At 70.0% G+C, this 15241-nt stretch carries 17 protein-coding genes; 10 read left to right on the top strand and 7 right to left on the bottom strand.

Features of this window, described 5'->3' with window-relative positions; all coding sequences use genetic code 11:
* Positions 1–33: 33 nt before the first annotated feature.
* Positions 34–663, top strand: coding sequence for a DUF4386 domain-containing protein (locus tag RI211_RS05640; RefSeq protein WP_315638482.1), 630 nt, complete (start codon positions 34–36; stop codon positions 661–663).
* 98 nt (positions 664–761) lie between these two features.
* Here the strand turns inward: RI211_RS05640 and ychF are convergent, their stop codons facing one another.
* Entirely contained in the window at positions 762–1838 is a 1077-nt protein-coding gene (gene ychF, locus RI211_RS05635) for a redox-regulated ATPase YchF (RefSeq protein WP_315638483.1), read from the bottom strand.
* 140 nt (positions 1839–1978) lie between these two features.
* On the opposite strand from ychF, the gene RI211_RS05630 reads away from it, so the two are divergent.
* Complete coding sequence (locus RI211_RS05630) at positions 1979–2383, top strand: hypothetical protein (protein WP_315638484.1); 405 nt, start codon at positions 1979–1981, stop codon at positions 2381–2383.
* A gap of 210 nt (positions 2384–2593) precedes the next feature.
* On the opposite strand, the gene RI211_RS05625 is transcribed toward RI211_RS05630, so the two are convergent.
* The gene (locus RI211_RS05625; protein WP_315638486.1) at positions 2594–3334 is read right to left on the bottom strand and encodes a class I SAM-dependent methyltransferase; all 741 of its coding nucleotides are present in this window, start codon (positions 3332–3334) and stop codon (positions 2594–2596) included.
* Between the two features lie 59 nt (positions 3335–3393).
* On the opposite strand from RI211_RS05625, the gene RI211_RS05620 reads away from it, so the two are divergent.
* Positions 3394–3987 carry an exonuclease domain-containing protein gene (locus RI211_RS05620; RefSeq protein WP_315638487.1) on the top strand — a complete coding sequence of 198 codons (594 nt, stop codon included), beginning with the start codon at positions 3394–3396 and terminating at the stop codon, positions 3985–3987.
* 51 nt (positions 3988–4038) lie between these two features.
* Positions 4039–5307, top strand: coding sequence for a DNA recombination protein RmuC (locus RI211_RS05615; protein WP_315638489.1), 1269 nt, complete (start codon positions 4039–4041; stop codon positions 5305–5307).
* A gap of 36 nt (positions 5308–5343) precedes the next feature.
* Here RI211_RS05615 and RI211_RS05610 read toward each other — a convergent pair whose 3' ends face one another.
* Both RI211_RS05610 and glpX read right to left on the bottom strand, forming a co-directional pair.
* Positions 5344–5631, bottom strand: a complete 288-nt coding sequence (locus tag RI211_RS05610) for a hypothetical protein (RefSeq protein WP_187663605.1) — start codon at positions 5629–5631, stop codon at positions 5344–5346.
* A 171-nt stretch (positions 5632–5802) separates the two neighbouring features.
* Positions 5803–6789, bottom strand: a complete 987-nt coding sequence (gene glpX / locus RI211_RS05605) for a class II fructose-bisphosphatase (protein WP_060922697.1) — start codon at positions 6787–6789, stop codon at positions 5803–5805.
* A 187-nt stretch (positions 6790–6976) separates the two neighbouring features.
* Here glpX and fbaA point away from each other — a divergent pair, with 187 nt between their 5' ends.
* The gene (gene fbaA, locus RI211_RS05600; RefSeq protein ID WP_187663604.1) at positions 6977–8005 is read left to right on the top strand and encodes a class II fructose-bisphosphate aldolase; all 1029 of its coding nucleotides are present in this window, start codon (positions 6977–6979) and stop codon (positions 8003–8005) included.
* Positions 8006–8069: 64 nt separating this feature from the next.
* Here the strand turns inward: fbaA and RI211_RS05595 are convergent, their stop codons facing one another.
* From RI211_RS05595 to RI211_RS05585, 3 genes are all read right to left on the bottom strand, one after another.
* Positions 8070–8603 carry a DUF6264 family protein gene (locus tag RI211_RS05595; protein ID WP_315638491.1) on the bottom strand — a complete coding sequence of 178 codons (534 nt, stop codon included), beginning with the start codon at positions 8601–8603 and terminating at the stop codon, positions 8070–8072.
* A gap of 232 nt (positions 8604–8835) precedes the next feature.
* A complete protein-coding gene (locus RI211_RS05590; RefSeq protein WP_315638492.1) occupies positions 8836–9627 on the bottom strand; it encodes an IclR family transcriptional regulator in 792 nt (263 codons plus the stop codon).
* A 2-nt stretch (positions 9628–9629) separates the two neighbouring features.
* Positions 9630–10676: a 4-hydroxy-3-methylbut-2-enyl diphosphate reductase gene (locus RI211_RS05585; protein WP_315638507.1), complete on the bottom strand. Its 1047-nt coding sequence runs from the start codon at positions 10674–10676 to the stop codon at positions 9630–9632.
* 100 nt (positions 10677–10776) lie between these two features.
* Between RI211_RS05585 and xseA the strand changes: the two genes are divergently transcribed.
* Genes xseA through RI211_RS05560 form a run of 5 tightly spaced genes read left to right on the top strand, consistent with a single transcriptional unit; the run spans position 10777 to position 15027 of the window.
* Complete coding sequence (gene xseA / locus RI211_RS05580; protein ID WP_315638493.1) at positions 10777–12054, top strand: exodeoxyribonuclease VII large subunit; 1278 nt, start codon at positions 10777–10779, stop codon at positions 12052–12054.
* Positions 12055–12090: 36 nt separating this feature from the next.
* Positions 12091–12324 (top strand): exodeoxyribonuclease VII small subunit, encoded by a 234-nt coding sequence (locus tag RI211_RS05575; protein ID WP_187663600.1) that lies wholly within the window; start codon positions 12091–12093, stop codon positions 12322–12324.
* Positions 12321–12965 (top strand): DUF4245 family protein, encoded by a 645-nt coding sequence (locus tag RI211_RS05570; protein WP_315638494.1) that lies wholly within the window; start codon positions 12321–12323, stop codon positions 12963–12965. Before RI211_RS05575 ends, RI211_RS05570 begins: the two co-directional genes overlap by 4 nt.
* Positions 12962–13636: a carbonic anhydrase gene (locus RI211_RS05565; protein ID WP_268777783.1), complete on the top strand. Its 675-nt coding sequence runs from the start codon at positions 12962–12964 to the stop codon at positions 13634–13636. The genes RI211_RS05570 and RI211_RS05565 overlap by 4 nt, the downstream gene beginning before the upstream one ends.
* Positions 13633–15027 carry a class II fumarate hydratase gene (locus RI211_RS05560; RefSeq protein ID WP_315638495.1) on the top strand — a complete coding sequence of 465 codons (1395 nt, stop codon included), beginning with the start codon at positions 13633–13635 and terminating at the stop codon, positions 15025–15027. Before RI211_RS05565 ends, RI211_RS05560 begins: the two co-directional genes overlap by 4 nt.
* The last annotated feature ends 214 nt before the right edge of the window (positions 15028–15241 follow it).

Raw genomic sequence — 15241 nt, 5'->3', positions numbered from 1 at the left:
TGTACGGCGTATACCTCTAGCTCAAGGAATGTCATGCCCGACCGCTCCCGCACATACGCTCGCATCGCGGGCATCCTTTACCTCGTTACCCACGCCACCTCGATCGCAGCGGTCGCGGCATACGCGGGGGGCGCACTGACCGGAGGCGTCGCTGTGGAGCTCCTCCTCGCCGGCGGATGTCTCGGAACCGGCATCCTCCTGTGGCTCCTGCTGGGCCAGGTCGGTACCGCCCGGGCGGCCGCCTTCGCTGCGCTGCGAGCCCTCGAAGCCGCCCTCATCGCGGCAGGTACACTCCCGATGCTCGCGCTGCAGGCGACGACCGCGACCGGACCGATGGCGGAGACACTCGTCGCGCTCCACACTGCCGCCTTCCTCGTCGGTCAGGGGCTGGTGATCAGCGCGAACACGATCATCCTGGGGTGGCTGCTGTTCACCACCGGCCTCGTCCCGCGCGCGCTGGCGGCGCTCGGTCTCATCGGCGGCACACTGGTACTCGCGAGCAACTCCGCACAGCTGTTCGACATGATCCCGCAGGGTGGGACGGTCGCCGGGCTCTGCGCCCTGCCGATCTTCGCCTTCGAGATCTGGTTCGCGATCCACCTCATCACGGTGGGCCTCCGACCGCGCGCGTCGGTCCGTGCTCTCTCCCGATCAGCCCTCTGACCCTGGGCGCCTCGCCGCGTCCCGGTCCGCTGCTGACAGCTCGAGCCGCTCGCCGGGGCGGTTCGATGGCTGAGCGGTGTTCGCCCGGCCCGGCTGCCTCAGTTGTTGAAGCGGAACTCCACGACGTCGCCGTCCTGCATGACGTAGTCCTTGCCCTCCAGGCGCGCCTTGCCCTTGGCACGGGCCTCCTGCACGGAACCGGTCTCGACGAGGTCGTCGAACGACACGATCTCGGCCTTGATGAAGCCCTTCTCGAAGTCGGTGTGGATGACGCCGGCGGCCTGCGGAGCCTTCGACCCCTTGGGGATGGTCCAGGCGCGGGCTTCCTTCGGACCTGCGGTGAGGTAGGTCTGCAGGCCGAGCGTGTCGAAGCCGATGCGGGCGAGCTGGTCGAGGCCCGACTCGTCCTGCCCCGTCGAAGCGAGGAGCTCGGCGGCGTCCTCGGGGTCGAGGTCCTTGAGTTCGGACTCGATCTTCGCGTCGAGGAAGATCGCCTGCGCCGGCGCGACGAGGGCGGCGAGCTCGGCCTTGCGCGCGTCGTCGGTCAGCACGGACTCGTCGACATTGAAGACGAAGATGACGGGCTTGACCGTCAGGAGTCCGAGTTCGCGGATCGGCTCGAGATCGAGGCCGCTGGTGGAGAGCAGAATCCCGCGCTCCAGCGCTTCCTTGGCGGCCTTCGCGGCTTCGAGAACCGACGGGTCGATCTTCTTGCCCCGCACCTCCTTCTCGTACCGCGTGATGGCCTTCTCGACGGTCTGCAGGTCGGCGAGCATGAGCTCCGCGTTGATGGTCTCCATGTCCGACGCCGGGTTCACGGCACCGTCGACGTGCACGACGTCGTCGTCGGAGAACCCACGCACGACCTGGGCGATCGCGTCGGCCTCCCGGATGTTCGCGAGGAACTGGTTGCCCAGCCCCTCCCCCTCACTCGCCCCTCGGACGATGCCCGCGATGTCGACGAACGACACGGCGGCGGGCAGGATGCGCTCGCTCCCGAAGATCTCGGCGAGCTTCTCGAGCCGCGGGTCGGGCAGGTTCACCACGCCGACGTTCGGCTCGATCGTCGCGAACGGGTAGTTCGCCGCGAGCACGTCGTTCTTGGTGAGGGCGTTGAAGAGGGTGGACTTGCCGACGTTGGGCAGGCCGACGATACCGATCGATAAGTTTGGCATGGTGATCCTCAGTTTACGAGGTCATGCCGCGGGTCTCTGACGGGTTCGCGGGACAAGCACTGAGCGCCGACTGGCCTTACGTCGTAACGATCGAGCATCGGCAGACGGGAGGTGACGTCGGCCCGGGTACCGTGATCTTCATGCAAAAGCGCAGAGGACTCGCCGTTGCATCCGGCGCGGTCAGTGGTGCGCTCGCCCTCGCGGGCTGCACTGTCACGGATGCCTCCGCTGTGCGAGTCAACTCGGATGGCTCACTAGACTACGTCACCTGCAGGCCGGACGCGGATGACTGGGACGCCTACTTCTATGCCTCCGAAGACGAAGACGAGGCCATCGAGTTGCAGCCGACCGAGGCCCTCGCCGCCTCCTCCGAGGGCGCCGTGGTGCACTTCGCCCCGCCTGCTCAAGATTGGGACTCGCTCGTCATCGGTGCGTCCGTCTTCGCATCGGTAAAGATCCACTTCGACAGCTATACACCTGACGAGTGGCACTGGAACACAGATGGGTGGTTTGGCACCGGCACTCGCTGCTCCATCGAGGAGTGAGCATTCTGGCGGCGTAACCGCGAGCGCCTGAATCAGATGGCCGTTTGCCCCACTTAGACGTTGCCGCCACGGACGATTCCGATAGTGAGAGCCACGGGGTATGAGTCTACCTACGCCGCCCTCCCCCGCCTCACCCCCGCGGAGGGCAAGCGCTCACGCGGGATCAGGCGGGAGTGCGCGAAAAGCGCCTGATGCGGCGCGGGTGCCTGTTCAGCCGCGGGTCGCGCGGAACGCCCTCGTCACGTACGGCACCTCGACCGTGTCGTCCCCGTGCAGGCCGAGCTCGTCGAACAGCGCGTCCATCTCGCCACGGATCCGGTCCTTCTCGGCCTCGTCGGCGGTGATCACGGCGCTGCGTGACGCGGCCATGCGGTGCAGGAGCTCCCGCGTCATGGGGCGCGACCACTCCCAGCGTTCCTGGGCCAAGGAGCCGAACGGCTCCGCCACCACGGGGTCGCCGGCCGCGAGCATGATCTCGGCATTGCTGCCATGCATGATGTCGGTGAGCCGCCGCACCCAGTCCACGCGCTCGTCGCGGAGATTCCAGACGAGTCCCAGTACACCGCCCGGCCGCACCGCACGACCGATCTCCGCGGATGCGGCGACGGGCTCGACCCAGTGCCATGCCTGGCCGAGCACCACGGCGTCCACGCTCGCGTCCGGCAGTGGGAGCTCCTCGGCGGTCCCGACGAACGTGGGGACCCCTGGTACGGCCTCGCGAAGCGCGGCGAGCATCGCGGGGTCCGGGTCGATCGCCACGACCTCGGCGTCCGCAGCCGCGACGAGCGCCCGCGTGAGCTTGCCGGTCCCGGCGCCGACGTCGGCGACCCGACGCGCACCGTCCGCCATCGGTTCCAACATCCAGGCGACCGCCTCGAACGGGTACTCGGGCCGTCCGGCCTCGTAGCTTCCGGCCGCCGCACCGAAGGACCTCGCCAGTTCGTCCGCCATGTGGCCAGCATACGGCGAGCCTGCACAGCGACGTCGGAGGCCCGGGAGAGAGTGAGGACGTGCCACTGGACTTCACTGCGATCGACTTCGAGACCGCGAACTCCAGCCCGGCATCCGCGTGTTCCGTGGGACTCGTGCGGGTGCGGGACGGGAAGGTCGTCGCCACCGCGAACTGGCTGATCCAGCCTCCGCCCGGGCACGACGAGTTCCAGGAGTGGAACGTCCGCATCCACGGCATCCGCCCCGAGCACGTGCTCTCGGCGGCCACGTGGGTCGACCAGTTCGACCGGCTCTGCGCCTTCGCCGGAGCCGACGTGCTCGTGGCCCACAACGCCGGCTTCGACCTCAACGTGTTGCGTCGGGCGACGGAGGTCACGGGCCAGATCTGCCCGCCGTACCGTTCGCTGTGCAGCCTTCAGGTGGCGCGGAAGACCTATCAGCTCGACTCGTACCGCCTTCCGCTCGCCGCCGCGGCGGCCGGGTACGCGGAGTTCTCGCATCACGACGCGCTCGCGGATGCGCTCGCTTGCGCACAGATCATCGTCGACGCGGCCGCCCGCGCCGGCGCCTTCGACGTCTTCGGGCTCGCCGACGCCCTCGGTCTGCGCGTCACCGAGCCCGCCGTGCCGGCGCTGGAGCGCGCCGTCGCCTGACGCGCCTCGCCGCCTCCCGGCGATGTCGGAGGCCCTCGGCATCATGGAGCCATGGATGCCCTGTCGATCGTTCTCCTGCTCGTGGCCCTCGCCGCGGGTGTCGCTCTCGGCTGGTTCCTCCGAGCCGGACGGAGCGCCGCCGACATCGCGCGCATGCAGGCTGAGCTCGCGGCCGCGCGAGACGACCGCGACCGCCAGTACGACCTCTACCGGGACGCGGTCGAACACGCCCGCTCGGAGCAGCGCGCGGAAGCGCAGCGCGTCCAGCAGCAGAACGCCGTGCTGCAGGCTCTGGCGCCGGTGCGCGAGAGCCTCCAGCAGATGCAGTCCAAGGTCGCCGCGATCGAGAGCGAGCGGCAGGCGCAGTTCGGCACGCTCGCCGAGCAGCTCCGGCGCGCCCAGGAGTCCGATGAAGCGCTCCGTGCCACCACCGAGTCGCTCGCCGGCGCGCTGCGATCCACCTCCACGCGCGGCGTCTGGGGCGAGACCCAGCTGCGACGCGTCGTCGAGGCCGCGGGGCTGACCAGGCACGTCGACTTCGACCTGCAGGCGACGATCACCTCCGACCGCGGCCAGGGGCGCCCCGACATGGTGGTCCGCCTGCCGGGCGGCACGTCGATCGCCGTGGACGCGAAGGTGCCGCTCGACGCCTATCTCGAGGCGTCGGCGCTGCCCGCAGGCGACGCCCACGAACCGCAGCGTCGTGCCCACATGCAGAAACACGTCCGTGCGGTCCGCGCGCACGTCGACGCCCTCGCCAAGAAGGCCTACTGGTCAGGCCTCGACGCGAGCCCGGAGTTCGTCATCTGCTTCCTGCCGAGCGAGTCGCTGCTGGCCGCCGCCATCGACGAGGACCCGACGCTGCTCGACTACGCCTTCAGCCGCCGCGTGGCGCTCGCCTCCCCCGTGAACCTCTGGGCGGTCCTCAAGACGGTCGCCTACACGTGGACCCAACAGGAGGTGTCCACCGAGGCCCGGTCACTGCTGGCACTCGGCACACAGCTGTACGAGCGCCTCGGCACGCTCGCGGGTCATGCCGACGACCTCCGTCGGGCGATCGAGCGCACGGTCGACAGCTACAACCGCTTCGCCGGATCGCTGGAGTCCCGGGTTCTCGTCACCGCCCGCCAGTTCCCCGGCGTCGATGCGGAGGCCTTGGCACCGGTGCCGGCGATCACCGCGGACGGACGGCGCTTCACCGCGCCGGAGCTCCTGGTCCCGACCGAGGCCGAAGACGCCGCCGACGCGATGCAGGCTGATGTCGGCGAGGTCCGCGCGCGTCTGGATCATGCCGCCGCGCTTCCCGACCGGGAGGACTGACAGCGGGAGCGACCGGATCGACCGGCCGCGAGGGCGTCAGGCGACGCCGGGAACGCCGCTGAGCAGCAGGATGACGAGGCCGCTCGTAGCGAGGAAGGCGCCGATCATCCACCAGGCACTGACCTCGTGCCCCTCGGCACGGCGGACGCGGAACAGCACGTCGGCGCGCCGAGCCGGGTCGACGGCCGGCTGCGCGACGGGTGCCGGCGGGGCCACGGCCGCCGCTTCGGCATCGGCGCTCACCCGGAGGATGCGTCCGGTGTTCGTCGTGATGATCTTGGTCGGCGCGGCGCTCTTCGAGCCGCTCGTGTGCTGCGTTGTCATGCGTTCGCCCTCCTGTGCCTGCGGTGCCTGGCGGCTCCGTCGACGGCGACAAACCCAGTGACAATTGTGACACGACGGCTCGCCGAACCGGGGCCGACCCGTGGAGGAGGCGATACCGGGTCGGTAACGATGGCGGGAATCCTGCCCACGATCATCACCGCGGGAGAGGCCTCACAGCCACTTCGAGACGAGGTGCTCCGACGCGATGCGGCGCAGAGTTCCGGAGGCTCCTCGCAGGACCACGCTCTCGGTGTAGACGTAGCCGCGCTCGCGCCGCACACCGGCCACGAGCTGGCCGTCCGTGACACCCGTTGCGACGAAGATCGTGTTGTTCCCCTGCACCAGGTCGTCGGCTTCGTAGACCTTGTCCATGTCGAGCCCCGCGTCGATGCCGCGCTGGCGCTCGTCGTCGTCCCGCGGCCAGAGCCGACCCTGGATATGACCGCCGAGGGCCTTGATCGCACACGCGGTGACGATGCCCTCGGGGCTGCCGCCGACCCCCACGCACATGTCGGTACGGGCGTCGTGCCGGGCGGCGTTGATGCCGCCGGCGACATCGCCGTCGCTCATGAGGCGGGTCCCGGCCCCGGCATCGCGGATCTCCTGGATGAGCTGCTCGTGCCGGGGGCGGTTGAGCACCGACACGACGATCTCGTCCACCGGCTTGTCCAGCGCACCGGCGAGCTTGCGGATGTTCTCGCCGATGGGGAGACGGATGTCCACCACACCGACACCGGCGGGCCCCGTGACGAGCTTGTCCATGTAGAAGACGCTGGAGGCGTCGAGCATCGTGTCGCGGTCGGACACGGCGATCACCGAGAGGGCGTTCTGCCGCCCGGCGGCGGTCAGCGACGTGCCGTCGATGGGGTCCACCGCGATGTCGCAGAGGGGTCCGCGACCGGTCCCGACGACCTCGCCGTTGAAGAGCATCGGGGCGTTGTCCTTCTCGCCCTCGCCGATCACCACGCGGCCCTGGAAGTCGACCGTCCCGAGGAAGGCTCGCATGGCGTCGACGGCCGCACCGTCAGCGGCCTCCTTCGCACCGCGGCCGATGAACGGCACGGCTCGGATCGCCGCCGCCTCGGTCGCGCGCACCAACTCCATCGCGAGGTTGCGGTCGGGACGCAGCGGACTCAGGTCGGCAGTCAGACTCACCATGATTCCCAGCCTAGCCGCGAGGAGGGCACCGATCGGCTCGTTTTCCGCTCGCAGGCTATGAAGAAATCGCGGTTCTTAACACCGACGAAGGAGACCCACCGCCACGGCGTGCCTCGCCCTGCCGACGCCGCACACCCGCCCCGATAGAGTGGCAGCTGTCCCGGCTTCACCTACCGCAGGAGTTCTCATGCCCGTCGCCACCCCGGATCAGTACGCCGACATGCTCGACCGCGCGAAGGCAGGCGGCTTCGCGTACCCCGCGTTCAACGTCTCGAGCTCGCAGACGATCAACGCCGTCCTCCAGGGCCTGACCGAGGCCGGCTCCGACGGCATCATCCAGGTCACCACCGGTGGCGCCGACTACTTCGCCGGCCACACGGTCAAGGCGCGCGCGACCGGCGCCCTCGCCTTCGCCCGCTACGCCACCGAGGTCGCCAAGAACTACCCGGTCACCGTCGCCCTGCACACCGACCACTGCCCGAAGGACGCCCTCGCGGGCTTCGTCGAGCCGCTCATCGCCGCCTCGGAGGAAGAGGTCAAGGCCGGCCGCAACCCGATCTTCCAGTCCCACATGTGGGACGGCTCGGCGGTCCCGCTCGCCGAGAACATCGAGATCGCCAAGGAGCTGCTCCCCCGCATGAAGGCCATCAACGCCATCCTCGAGGTCGAGATCGGCGTCGTCGGCGGCGAGGAGGACGGCGTGCAGCACGAGGGCTCGAACGAGGCCCTCTACACGACCTTCGCCGACGTGGACCAGGCCGTGCAGGCACTGGGCCTCGGCGAGCAGGGCCGGTACATCGCCGCCCTCACCTTCGGAAACGTGCACGGCGTGTACAAGCCGGGCGGCGTGAAGCTGCGGCCCGAGCTGCTCGGCGAGATCCAGGCCGAGGTCGCCGCGAAGTACAACACCGGCGCCAAGCCCCTCGACCTCGTCTTCCACGGCGGCTCCGGTTCGACCGACGAGGAGATCGCGCTCGCGGTCGCCAACGGTGTCATCAAGATGAACATCGACACCGACACGCAGTACGCCTACACCCGTGCCATCGCCGACTACATGTTCAAGAACTACGACGGCGTGCTGAAGGTCGACGGCGAGGTCGGCAACAAGAAGCAGTACGACCCGCGCGCCTGGGGCAAGATCGCCGAGACGGCCATGGCCGCCCGCGTGGTCGAGTCGACCCGTCAGCTCGGCTCGTACGGCCAGTCGAAGAGCTGACCGTCCGCACGCACACGAAGGGGCCCGGCATCATGCCGGGCCCCTTTCGTGTCTGCGCGCGGCGTCAGCGGGTCCCGGTCGCCTGGTCGAGGTAGGCGATGAAGGCCGGATCGCCCATCATCGGTACGACGAGACAGAAGGCGGCGATGCCCACCGTGACCACCGCCCCGACGACCGGGAGCCACCATGTGACGCGGCCACGGCGCAGGCGGCGGATGGACAGCGCCGCGGTGACGCACCAGCCGACAGCGAGCACCACGGCGGCCATGGTCCCCCACATGCGGCCCGCGGCGTAATTCGTGAACTCGCCCTCGATGCCCAGCATGCCCATGGTCTGGTTCATGACGGGAACGATGTCGAGGTAGGACAGACCGGTCACCACGACGTTGACGAGGCCGTAGGCGAGGAGTGCGATCGTCGCGAACCGGTCCACAGGGTGGGGGCGCGCCGGAGCGGACGTCTGCGGTGCGGCCGACGGCGCCGGCGCCGGGGACGGCGCCGTCGGTGCGACCACCTCCGCCAGGGGTGGAAGACCCGCGGCCCTCCGCTGCTCCTCTGGCGTGGCGAGTTCCCCGTAGCGGGGGCGCTGGTCGGTCATCCCGCCATGGTATCGGCAGGGGCTCAGCGGGCCGTTCAGGAAACCGGGCCCCAACCGATAGCGGCCCCGGAGAAGTGGGGACTTCTCGGGGCCGCGGACGTGGAGCGCTGGGGACGCTCCTCATCCCGTTGGTCGCCGGCGCTGGGGACGCCGTAGGCGATCAGTAGGGCGTTGTCAGCCACTACGTCTTCGATCATAGGGAACCCGCGATGCCCGCACCAGGCCCCGGAATTCAGATGGTGAACTCCGCGTCCGGCCCGTCGGTGTCGAGGGCATCCGCCCCCAGCTGCAGCGAGAGCCGCCGCGCCGTGCGTTGCAGGTTCGACACCAGTCGGCGGTTGACGACGGCCCGGTCGGCGGGCAGGGAGACCGCCAGCGACGCCGTGACACCGGGCGCGATGACGGGCACCGCGACGCACGTCGCGCCGATCGCGTACTCCTCCCGGTCGACCACCCACCCCGGCGTCTGCTCGAGCTGGGTGAGGAGGGTCCGCCGATCGCTGATCGTCCGCGGCGTGAGCTCTTCGAGCCGGTGCCGGGAGAGGTAGTCCAGGCGATCCTCCTCGGAGAGCGCCGCGAGGATCTGTTTGCCGAGCGCGGTGGCGTGGGCACTGGCGTGCAGTCCCACCCAGAGCTCGATGCGCGGATTCCGCACGGAGTCCACGATGTCGACGAGGTGCATCTCCCCGTCCGCGTATCGGGAGAGGTAGGCCGTGGCGCCGACGTCCTCCGTCACTGCGCGCAGCGCGGCGCGCACCCGCGCCAGGAACACCCCGCGCGAGTCGATCTGCTGCTGGAACGACGGAAATCGGCCTCCCAGCACGAGTCCGTCCGGCTCTGCGCTCAGATACCCCTCATGCACCAGCGTGCGCACGAGGTTGTAGGTCGTTCCCGGCGTGAGTCCCGTGATCGACGAGAGTATCTTGGCCGGAAGAGGCCGTGGGGAGTTGGCGACGATGTCGACGAGGCGGAGCGCGCGTTGCACGGACCCGATGAGGGTCGGCTCCGCCTCCGCGGCGTTCACCGCTACGCACCCCCTCCAGCGGAGGCGCGGCCGCCGAGGGCGCGCGCGTCGCGCTGACCCGCGGCATCCTGACGGAGCTCCTTCGGCAGCGAGAACATGAGGTCCTCCTCCGCCGTCTTGACCTCTTCCACGTCGCGGTACCCGGCATCGCCGATCGCGTCGAGCACCTCGCGCACGAGAACCTCGGGCACCGACGCACCGCTGGTGACGCCCACGGTCTCCACCCCGTCGAGCCACTCCTGGCGGATCTCCTCGGCGTAGTCCACGCGGTAGGCGGCCTTGGCGCCATACTCGAGGGCGACCTCGACGAGCCGGACGCTGTTGGACGAGTTGGCCGATCCGACCACGATCACGAGATCGGCGCCCTGGGCGACCTTCTTGATGGCGACCTGCCGGTTCTGCGTGGCGTAGCAGATGTCGTCGGACGGCGGGTTGTGTAGCTCGGGGAAGCGGGTGCGGAGCCTGTTCACCGTCTCCATCGTCTCGTCGACCGAGAGCGTCGTCTGCGACAGCCACACGACCTTCGACGGGTCCTTCACCTGCACGGTGTCGGCCTCTTCCGGCGAGTTCACGACGGTGACGTGGTCCGGGGCCTCCCCCGCGGTTCCCTCGACCTCCTCGTGGCCGTCGTGGCCGATGAGCAGGATCTCGAAGTCGTCCCGGGCGAAGCGCACGGCCTCGCGGTGGACCTTGGTGACGAGCGGACAGGTCGCGTCGATCGCGTGCAGGCCGCGGTCCGATGCGGCATTGACGACGGCCGGGGAGACGCCGTGCGCGCTGAAGACGACGTGCGCCCCCTCGGGCACCTCGTCGACCTCTTCGACGAAGACGGCCCCCTTGGCCTCCAGCTCCGTCACGACGTGGATGTTGTGCACGATCTGCTTGCGGACGTACACGGGGGCGCCGTAGCGCTCGAGCGCCTTCTCCACAGCGACCACCGCGCGGTCCACCCCTGCACAGTATCCGCGGGGGGCGGCGAGCAGGACGCGCTTGTGTCCGGGCACCGGGTTATCCTGAAGCCGCCCGGCCGCGGCGCGCACTCGTGGGATGCGAGGAGCGGGAAGATGAACGGCAGTCGAAGTCACCCCTCGATTCTACCGTCGCGCGGCTGGACGGGGCCGGTGAGCGCGCGGGCAGGAACGGGAGCAGATGACAGTCTTCGAAGCGGCGACAGGACCGGGCGAGACGCCGCCGGCGGATGCCGTGGCCCCGCGCGACTCCACCGCCCAGGCGCCGACGTCCGTGGCCCGACTGAACGCCACCATCCGCGACTTCGTGGCCCGCTGGAACACGGTCTGGGTCGAGGGCGAGATCACCTCGTGGAACGTCCGCGCCGGGAACGTCTTCGCCCGCCTCAAGGACACCCGCTCCGACGCGCAGATCTCCATCCGCGTCTGGTCGAGCGTGCGCGGCCGCATCCCCGCCGACCTGGGTGTGGGCGATCACGTCGTCGCCGCCGTCAAGGCCGACTACTTCGTCCGCTCCGGCGACTTCAGCTTCGCGGTCTCCGCCATGAAGCACGTCGGGCTCGGCGACCAGCTCGAACGCCTGGAGCGGCTGCGCGTGCAGCTCCGCCAGGAGGGCCTCTTCGACCCCGCCCGCAAGAAGCGCCTGCCGTTCCTCCCCCACGTCATCGGCCTCATCACCGGCGAGCGCTCCGACGCCGAGAAGGACGTGCACCGCAACGCCGAGCTGCGCTGGCCGCAGGTACGGTTCAAGACCGCGTACGCCGCCGTGCAGGGCGACCGCTGCGTGCCGGACACCCTGGCCGCGTTGGCCCGTCTCGACGCAGACCCCGAGGTCGACGTCATCATCATCGCGCGCGGCGGCGGCGACCCGCAGACCCTCCTCGGCTTCAGCGACGAGCGCCTGGTCCGCGCCGTCGCGGCGGCCTCCACGCCGGTGGTCAGCGCCATCGGCCATGAGAACGACCATCCCCTCCTCGACGACGTCGCCGATCTGCGCGCGTCGACGCCGACCGACGCCGCCAAGCGCGTCGTTCCGGACGTCGGGGAGCAGCGCGCGCTCATCGCGCAGCTCCGGTCCCGCGCCACGACGCGCCTCACCCAGCGCCTCTCGCACGACATCGCCCAGCTGGAGCAGCTGCGGTCCCGTCCCGTGCTGCGCTCGCCCGCTCCGATCATCGACACGCGCGCGCAGGAGACCTTCCTGCTCCTCGCCCGTGGCCGCGACGCGGTCACCCGGCAGCTCGATGACGCCGGTCGCCGGACCAGCGAGTTGCGCGCCTCACTGCGCGCCCTGTCCCCCGCCGCGACCCTGGCCCGCGGCTACGCGATCGCACACCTCGAGGGCGGTGTCATCCTCCGCGATGCAGCCGATGCGCCCGCGGGCAGTGCGCTGACGCTCACGGTGGACCGAGGGTCGTTGGCGGTGCGCTCGGAGGGCGAGATCGCGGAGGACGCCTGAGCGGGAGGTGTCCGAGGCACGACGTAGGATGGAGGAGTGAGCGCCGTGAACGACACCCCCGTGGACACGCTGTCGTTCGAGGCGGCCCGTGACGAGCTCGTGCGGGTCGTCGCCGAGCTCGAACAGGGGGCACCGACCCTCGAGCACTCGCTCGCACTCTGGGAGCGCGGCGAGGCCCTGGCCGCCCGTTGTGAGGAGTGGCTGCTCGGCGCGAAGCGCCGGCTCGAGGCCGCTCGCACCGCCACCGCCGACGAGAGCGACGCGTCATGAGCAAGGGCCCCGCGATCAACGCCGACCTCGGTCGGCCGGAGACACCTGACGAGACCGCCGCGCGCAAGGCCGCGTCGAGCAAGGCCTATCGGTCGAGCCAGACGGTCCGCAATCTCGTCGCCGCCCTCGTGGTGACCCTCGCGGTCGTCGTCGTGATCATCGCGCTCGTTCCCCGCGGCGAGCCGGTCGCGGCGAAGCCGATCGACGTGGCCGCCATCGCCGCCGACGTCGAGTCGTCCATGGGCAGCCCGGCGATCGTTCCCGAGACGGACGAGTTCTGGCGGGTGAACGCGGCGGAACTCCAGAGCGGAGCCCCCGTGGTCTGGGAGGTCACCCTCGCGCCCGCGGCGCAGGATGAGCGCGGATTCATCAAGCTCGCCCAGGCGTTCGACGCCGATGCCTCCTGGGCCCCGCAGCGGCTGAACGGCGTCGCCCCGACCGACACCGTGCGCATCGGCGGCCGGGAGTGGGACGTCTACCAGCCCGGCTCCGCCGGCGCAGAAGCGAACGTCACCTATGCCCTCGGCACCCAGGCCGGCGACGACTACGTGCTCCTCTACGGCTCCCGGTCGGCGGACTCCACCGCCGATCTCGCGGAGTCGCTCATCCCCCAGATCCGCACCGTCTCGGAGGCCCGATGACCCACCCGCTGACCCCCGCCGCCGCCTGGAAGCAGATGCAGGACGGCAACCGTCGCTTCGTCCGCGACGAGCCCCAGCACCCGAACCAGAACGTCGACCGTCGCAAGGACCTCACCGCGGCCCAGCACCCCGTCGCGACGCTGTTCGGCTGCTCGGACTCCCGTCTCGCCGCCGAGATCATCTTCGACCTCGGCCTCGGCGACCTGTTCGTCGTGCGCAACGCCGGACAGGTGATCGGCGAGTCGATCGTGGCGAGCCTGGAGTACGCGGTCGCCGTTCTCGAGGTGCCGCTCATCGTGGTCCTCGCGCACGACTCCTGCGGTGCGGTGCGTGCCGCCATCGACGGCACGGCCATCGACGCCGAGCCGCTCCCCCCGCACATCTGGAAGCTCATCGCGCCGATCGTCCCTGCCGCCCGCAAGGTCCTCGCGGAGAGCGGCGGCGGCACGGTGGCCGACATCGATGCGGAGCTCGTCGGCCGCGAGCACCTGCGCAACACCGTCAACGACCTGCTGCAGTCGTCCGAGATCATCAGCAACGCCGTCGCCGAAGGCCGTCTCGGCATCGTCGGCGCCAACTATCGTCTGGCCGAGGGCGAGGCAGCGCCCGTCGTCACGGTCGGCATCGAAGCCGAGGGGATCGACCCCGCAACCAAGGAGGGTTCGGAATGACCGACACCGAGTACCGCATCGAACACGACACCATGGGTGAGGTGCGAGTGCCCGTGAACGCGCTCTACGGGGCGCAGACGCAGCGCGCCGTGGAGAACTTCCCGATCTCCGGCAAGGGCCTGGAGTCGACGCAGATCGCCGCACTCGCGCGTATCAAGAAGGCCGCCGCCCTGGCCAACAAGGAGCTCGGCACCCTCGACGGCGCCATCGCCGATGCCATCGCGCAGGCCGCCGACCAGGTCGCATCCGGCGCACACGACGGCGAGTTCCCGGTCGACACCTACCAGACCGGCTCCGGCACCTCGTCGAACATGAACATGAACGAGGTCCTGGCGACGCTCGCGAGCCGCATCCTCGGCTCGACCGTGCACCCCAACGACCACGTGAACGCCTCGCAGTCGTCGAACGACGTGTTCCCGACCTCGGTGCACATCGCCGTCACCCAGGCGCTCATCGACACCCTGATCCCCGCGCTCGACCACCTCGCGGTCGCGCTCGAGGCCAAGGCGGAGCTCTGGAAGGACGCGGTCAAGTCCGGTCGCACGCACCTCATGGACGCGACGCCCGTCACGCTCGGCCAGGAGTTCGGCGGTTACGCCCGCCAGATCCGTCTGGGCATCGAGCGCGTGCAGTCGGCGCTCCCCCGCGTGGCCGAGGTGCCCCTGGGCGGCACCGCCGTCGGCACCGGGATCAACACTCCCCTCGGATTCCCGCAGAAGGTCATCGAGCTGCTCGCGGCCGAGACCGAGCTGCCGATCACCGAGGCGAAGGACCACTTCGAGGCGCAGGCGAACCGCGACGGTCTCGTCGAGGCCTCCGGCACGCTCCGCACGATCGCCGTGTCGCTCACGAAGATCAACAACGACCTGCGCTGGATGGGCTCCGGCCCCAACACCGGTCTCGGCGAGCTGCACATCCCCGACCTCCAGCCGGGGTCGTCGATCATGCCGGGCAAGGTCAACCCCGTCGTGCCCGAGGCCGTGCTCATGGTGTGCGCGCGGGTCATCGGCAACGACGCCACGGTCGCCTGGGCCGGCGCCTCCGGCTCGTTCGAGCTGAACGTCGCCATCCCGGTCATGGGCACCGCGGTGCTCGAGTCGATCCGTCTGCTGTCGAACGCCTCGCGGGTGCTCGCGGACAAGACGATCGACGGCCTGCAGGCGAACCTGGACCGCGCCGCGGCCTTCGCGGGTATGAGCCCGTCGATCGTGACGCCCCTGAACAAGCTCATCGGCTACGAAGCCGCGGCGAAGATCGCCAAGCACTCGGTCGCCAAGGGCATCACGGTGCGCGACGCCGTGATCGACCTCGGCTACGTCGAGCGCGGCGAGCTCACCCTCGAGCAGCTGGACGAGAAGCTCGACCTGCTATCGATGACCCACCCGGGCTGATCCACGCTCGACGACGGATGCCGCGAGGACCTCGGTCCCCGCGGCATCCGTCGTTTCCGGCCCCGTCCCGGCCCCGTTCCCACCTCGGATGCACGACCACGTTCCGTCTGCACGACGGAATCCCCGGATCAGGACTACCCGCGGCTCCGGATCGTGCAGGTGACTCTTCCTCCACGGATCCGCGGACACCCCGACTCGTCCCCACGACGTCCTT

Origin of the sequence: Microbacterium meiriae (assembly GCF_032364335.1) — a bacterium.
Lineage (GTDB): Bacteria > Actinomycetota > Actinomycetes > Actinomycetales > Microbacteriaceae > Microbacterium > Microbacterium meiriae.
This window is presented reverse-complemented; position numbering and strand designations above follow the sequence as displayed.

What these genes read in the sequence shown, in the direction of transcription:
- RI211_RS05610 (WP_187663605.1), bottom strand. Translation starts at nt 5,631, where the DNA reads ATGACAACGCAGCACACGAGCGGCTCGAAGAGCGCCGCGCCGACCAAG.
- xseA (WP_315638493.1), top strand. Translation starts at nt 10,777, where the DNA reads ATGACAGTCTTCGAAGCGGCGACAGGACCGGGCGAGACGCCGCCGGCG.
- fbaA (WP_187663604.1), top strand. Translation starts at nt 6,977, where the DNA reads ATGCCCGTCGCCACCCCGGATCAGTACGCCGACATGCTCGACCGCGCG.
- RI211_RS05570 (WP_315638494.1), top strand. Translation starts at nt 12,321, where the DNA reads ATGAGCAAGGGCCCCGCGATCAACGCCGACCTCGGTCGGCCGGAGACA.
- RI211_RS05630 (WP_315638484.1), top strand. Translation starts at nt 1,979, where the DNA reads ATGCAAAAGCGCAGAGGACTCGCCGTTGCATCCGGCGCGGTCAGTGGT.
- RI211_RS05560 (WP_315638495.1), top strand. Translation starts at nt 13,633, where the DNA reads ATGACCGACACCGAGTACCGCATCGAACACGACACCATGGGTGAGGTG.
- RI211_RS05565 (WP_268777783.1), top strand. Translation starts at nt 12,962, where the DNA reads ATGACCCACCCGCTGACCCCCGCCGCCGCCTGGAAGCAGATGCAGGAC.
- RI211_RS05625 (WP_315638486.1), bottom strand. Translation starts at nt 3,334, where the DNA reads ATGGCGGACGAACTGGCGAGGTCCTTCGGTGCGGCGGCCGGAAGCTAC.
- RI211_RS05615 (WP_315638489.1), top strand. Translation starts at nt 4,039, where the DNA reads ATGGATGCCCTGTCGATCGTTCTCCTGCTCGTGGCCCTCGCCGCGGGT.
- RI211_RS05595 (WP_315638491.1), bottom strand. Translation starts at nt 8,603, where the DNA reads ATGACCGACCAGCGCCCCCGCTACGGGGAACTCGCCACGCCAGAGGAG.
- glpX (WP_060922697.1), bottom strand. Translation starts at nt 6,789, where the DNA reads ATGGTGAGTCTGACTGCCGACCTGAGTCCGCTGCGTCCCGACCGCAAC.
- RI211_RS05640 (WP_315638482.1), top strand. Translation starts at nt 34, where the DNA reads ATGCCCGACCGCTCCCGCACATACGCTCGCATCGCGGGCATCCTTTAC.
- ychF (WP_315638483.1), bottom strand. Translation starts at nt 1,838, where the DNA reads ATGCCAAACTTATCGATCGGTATCGTCGGCCTGCCCAACGTCGGCAAG.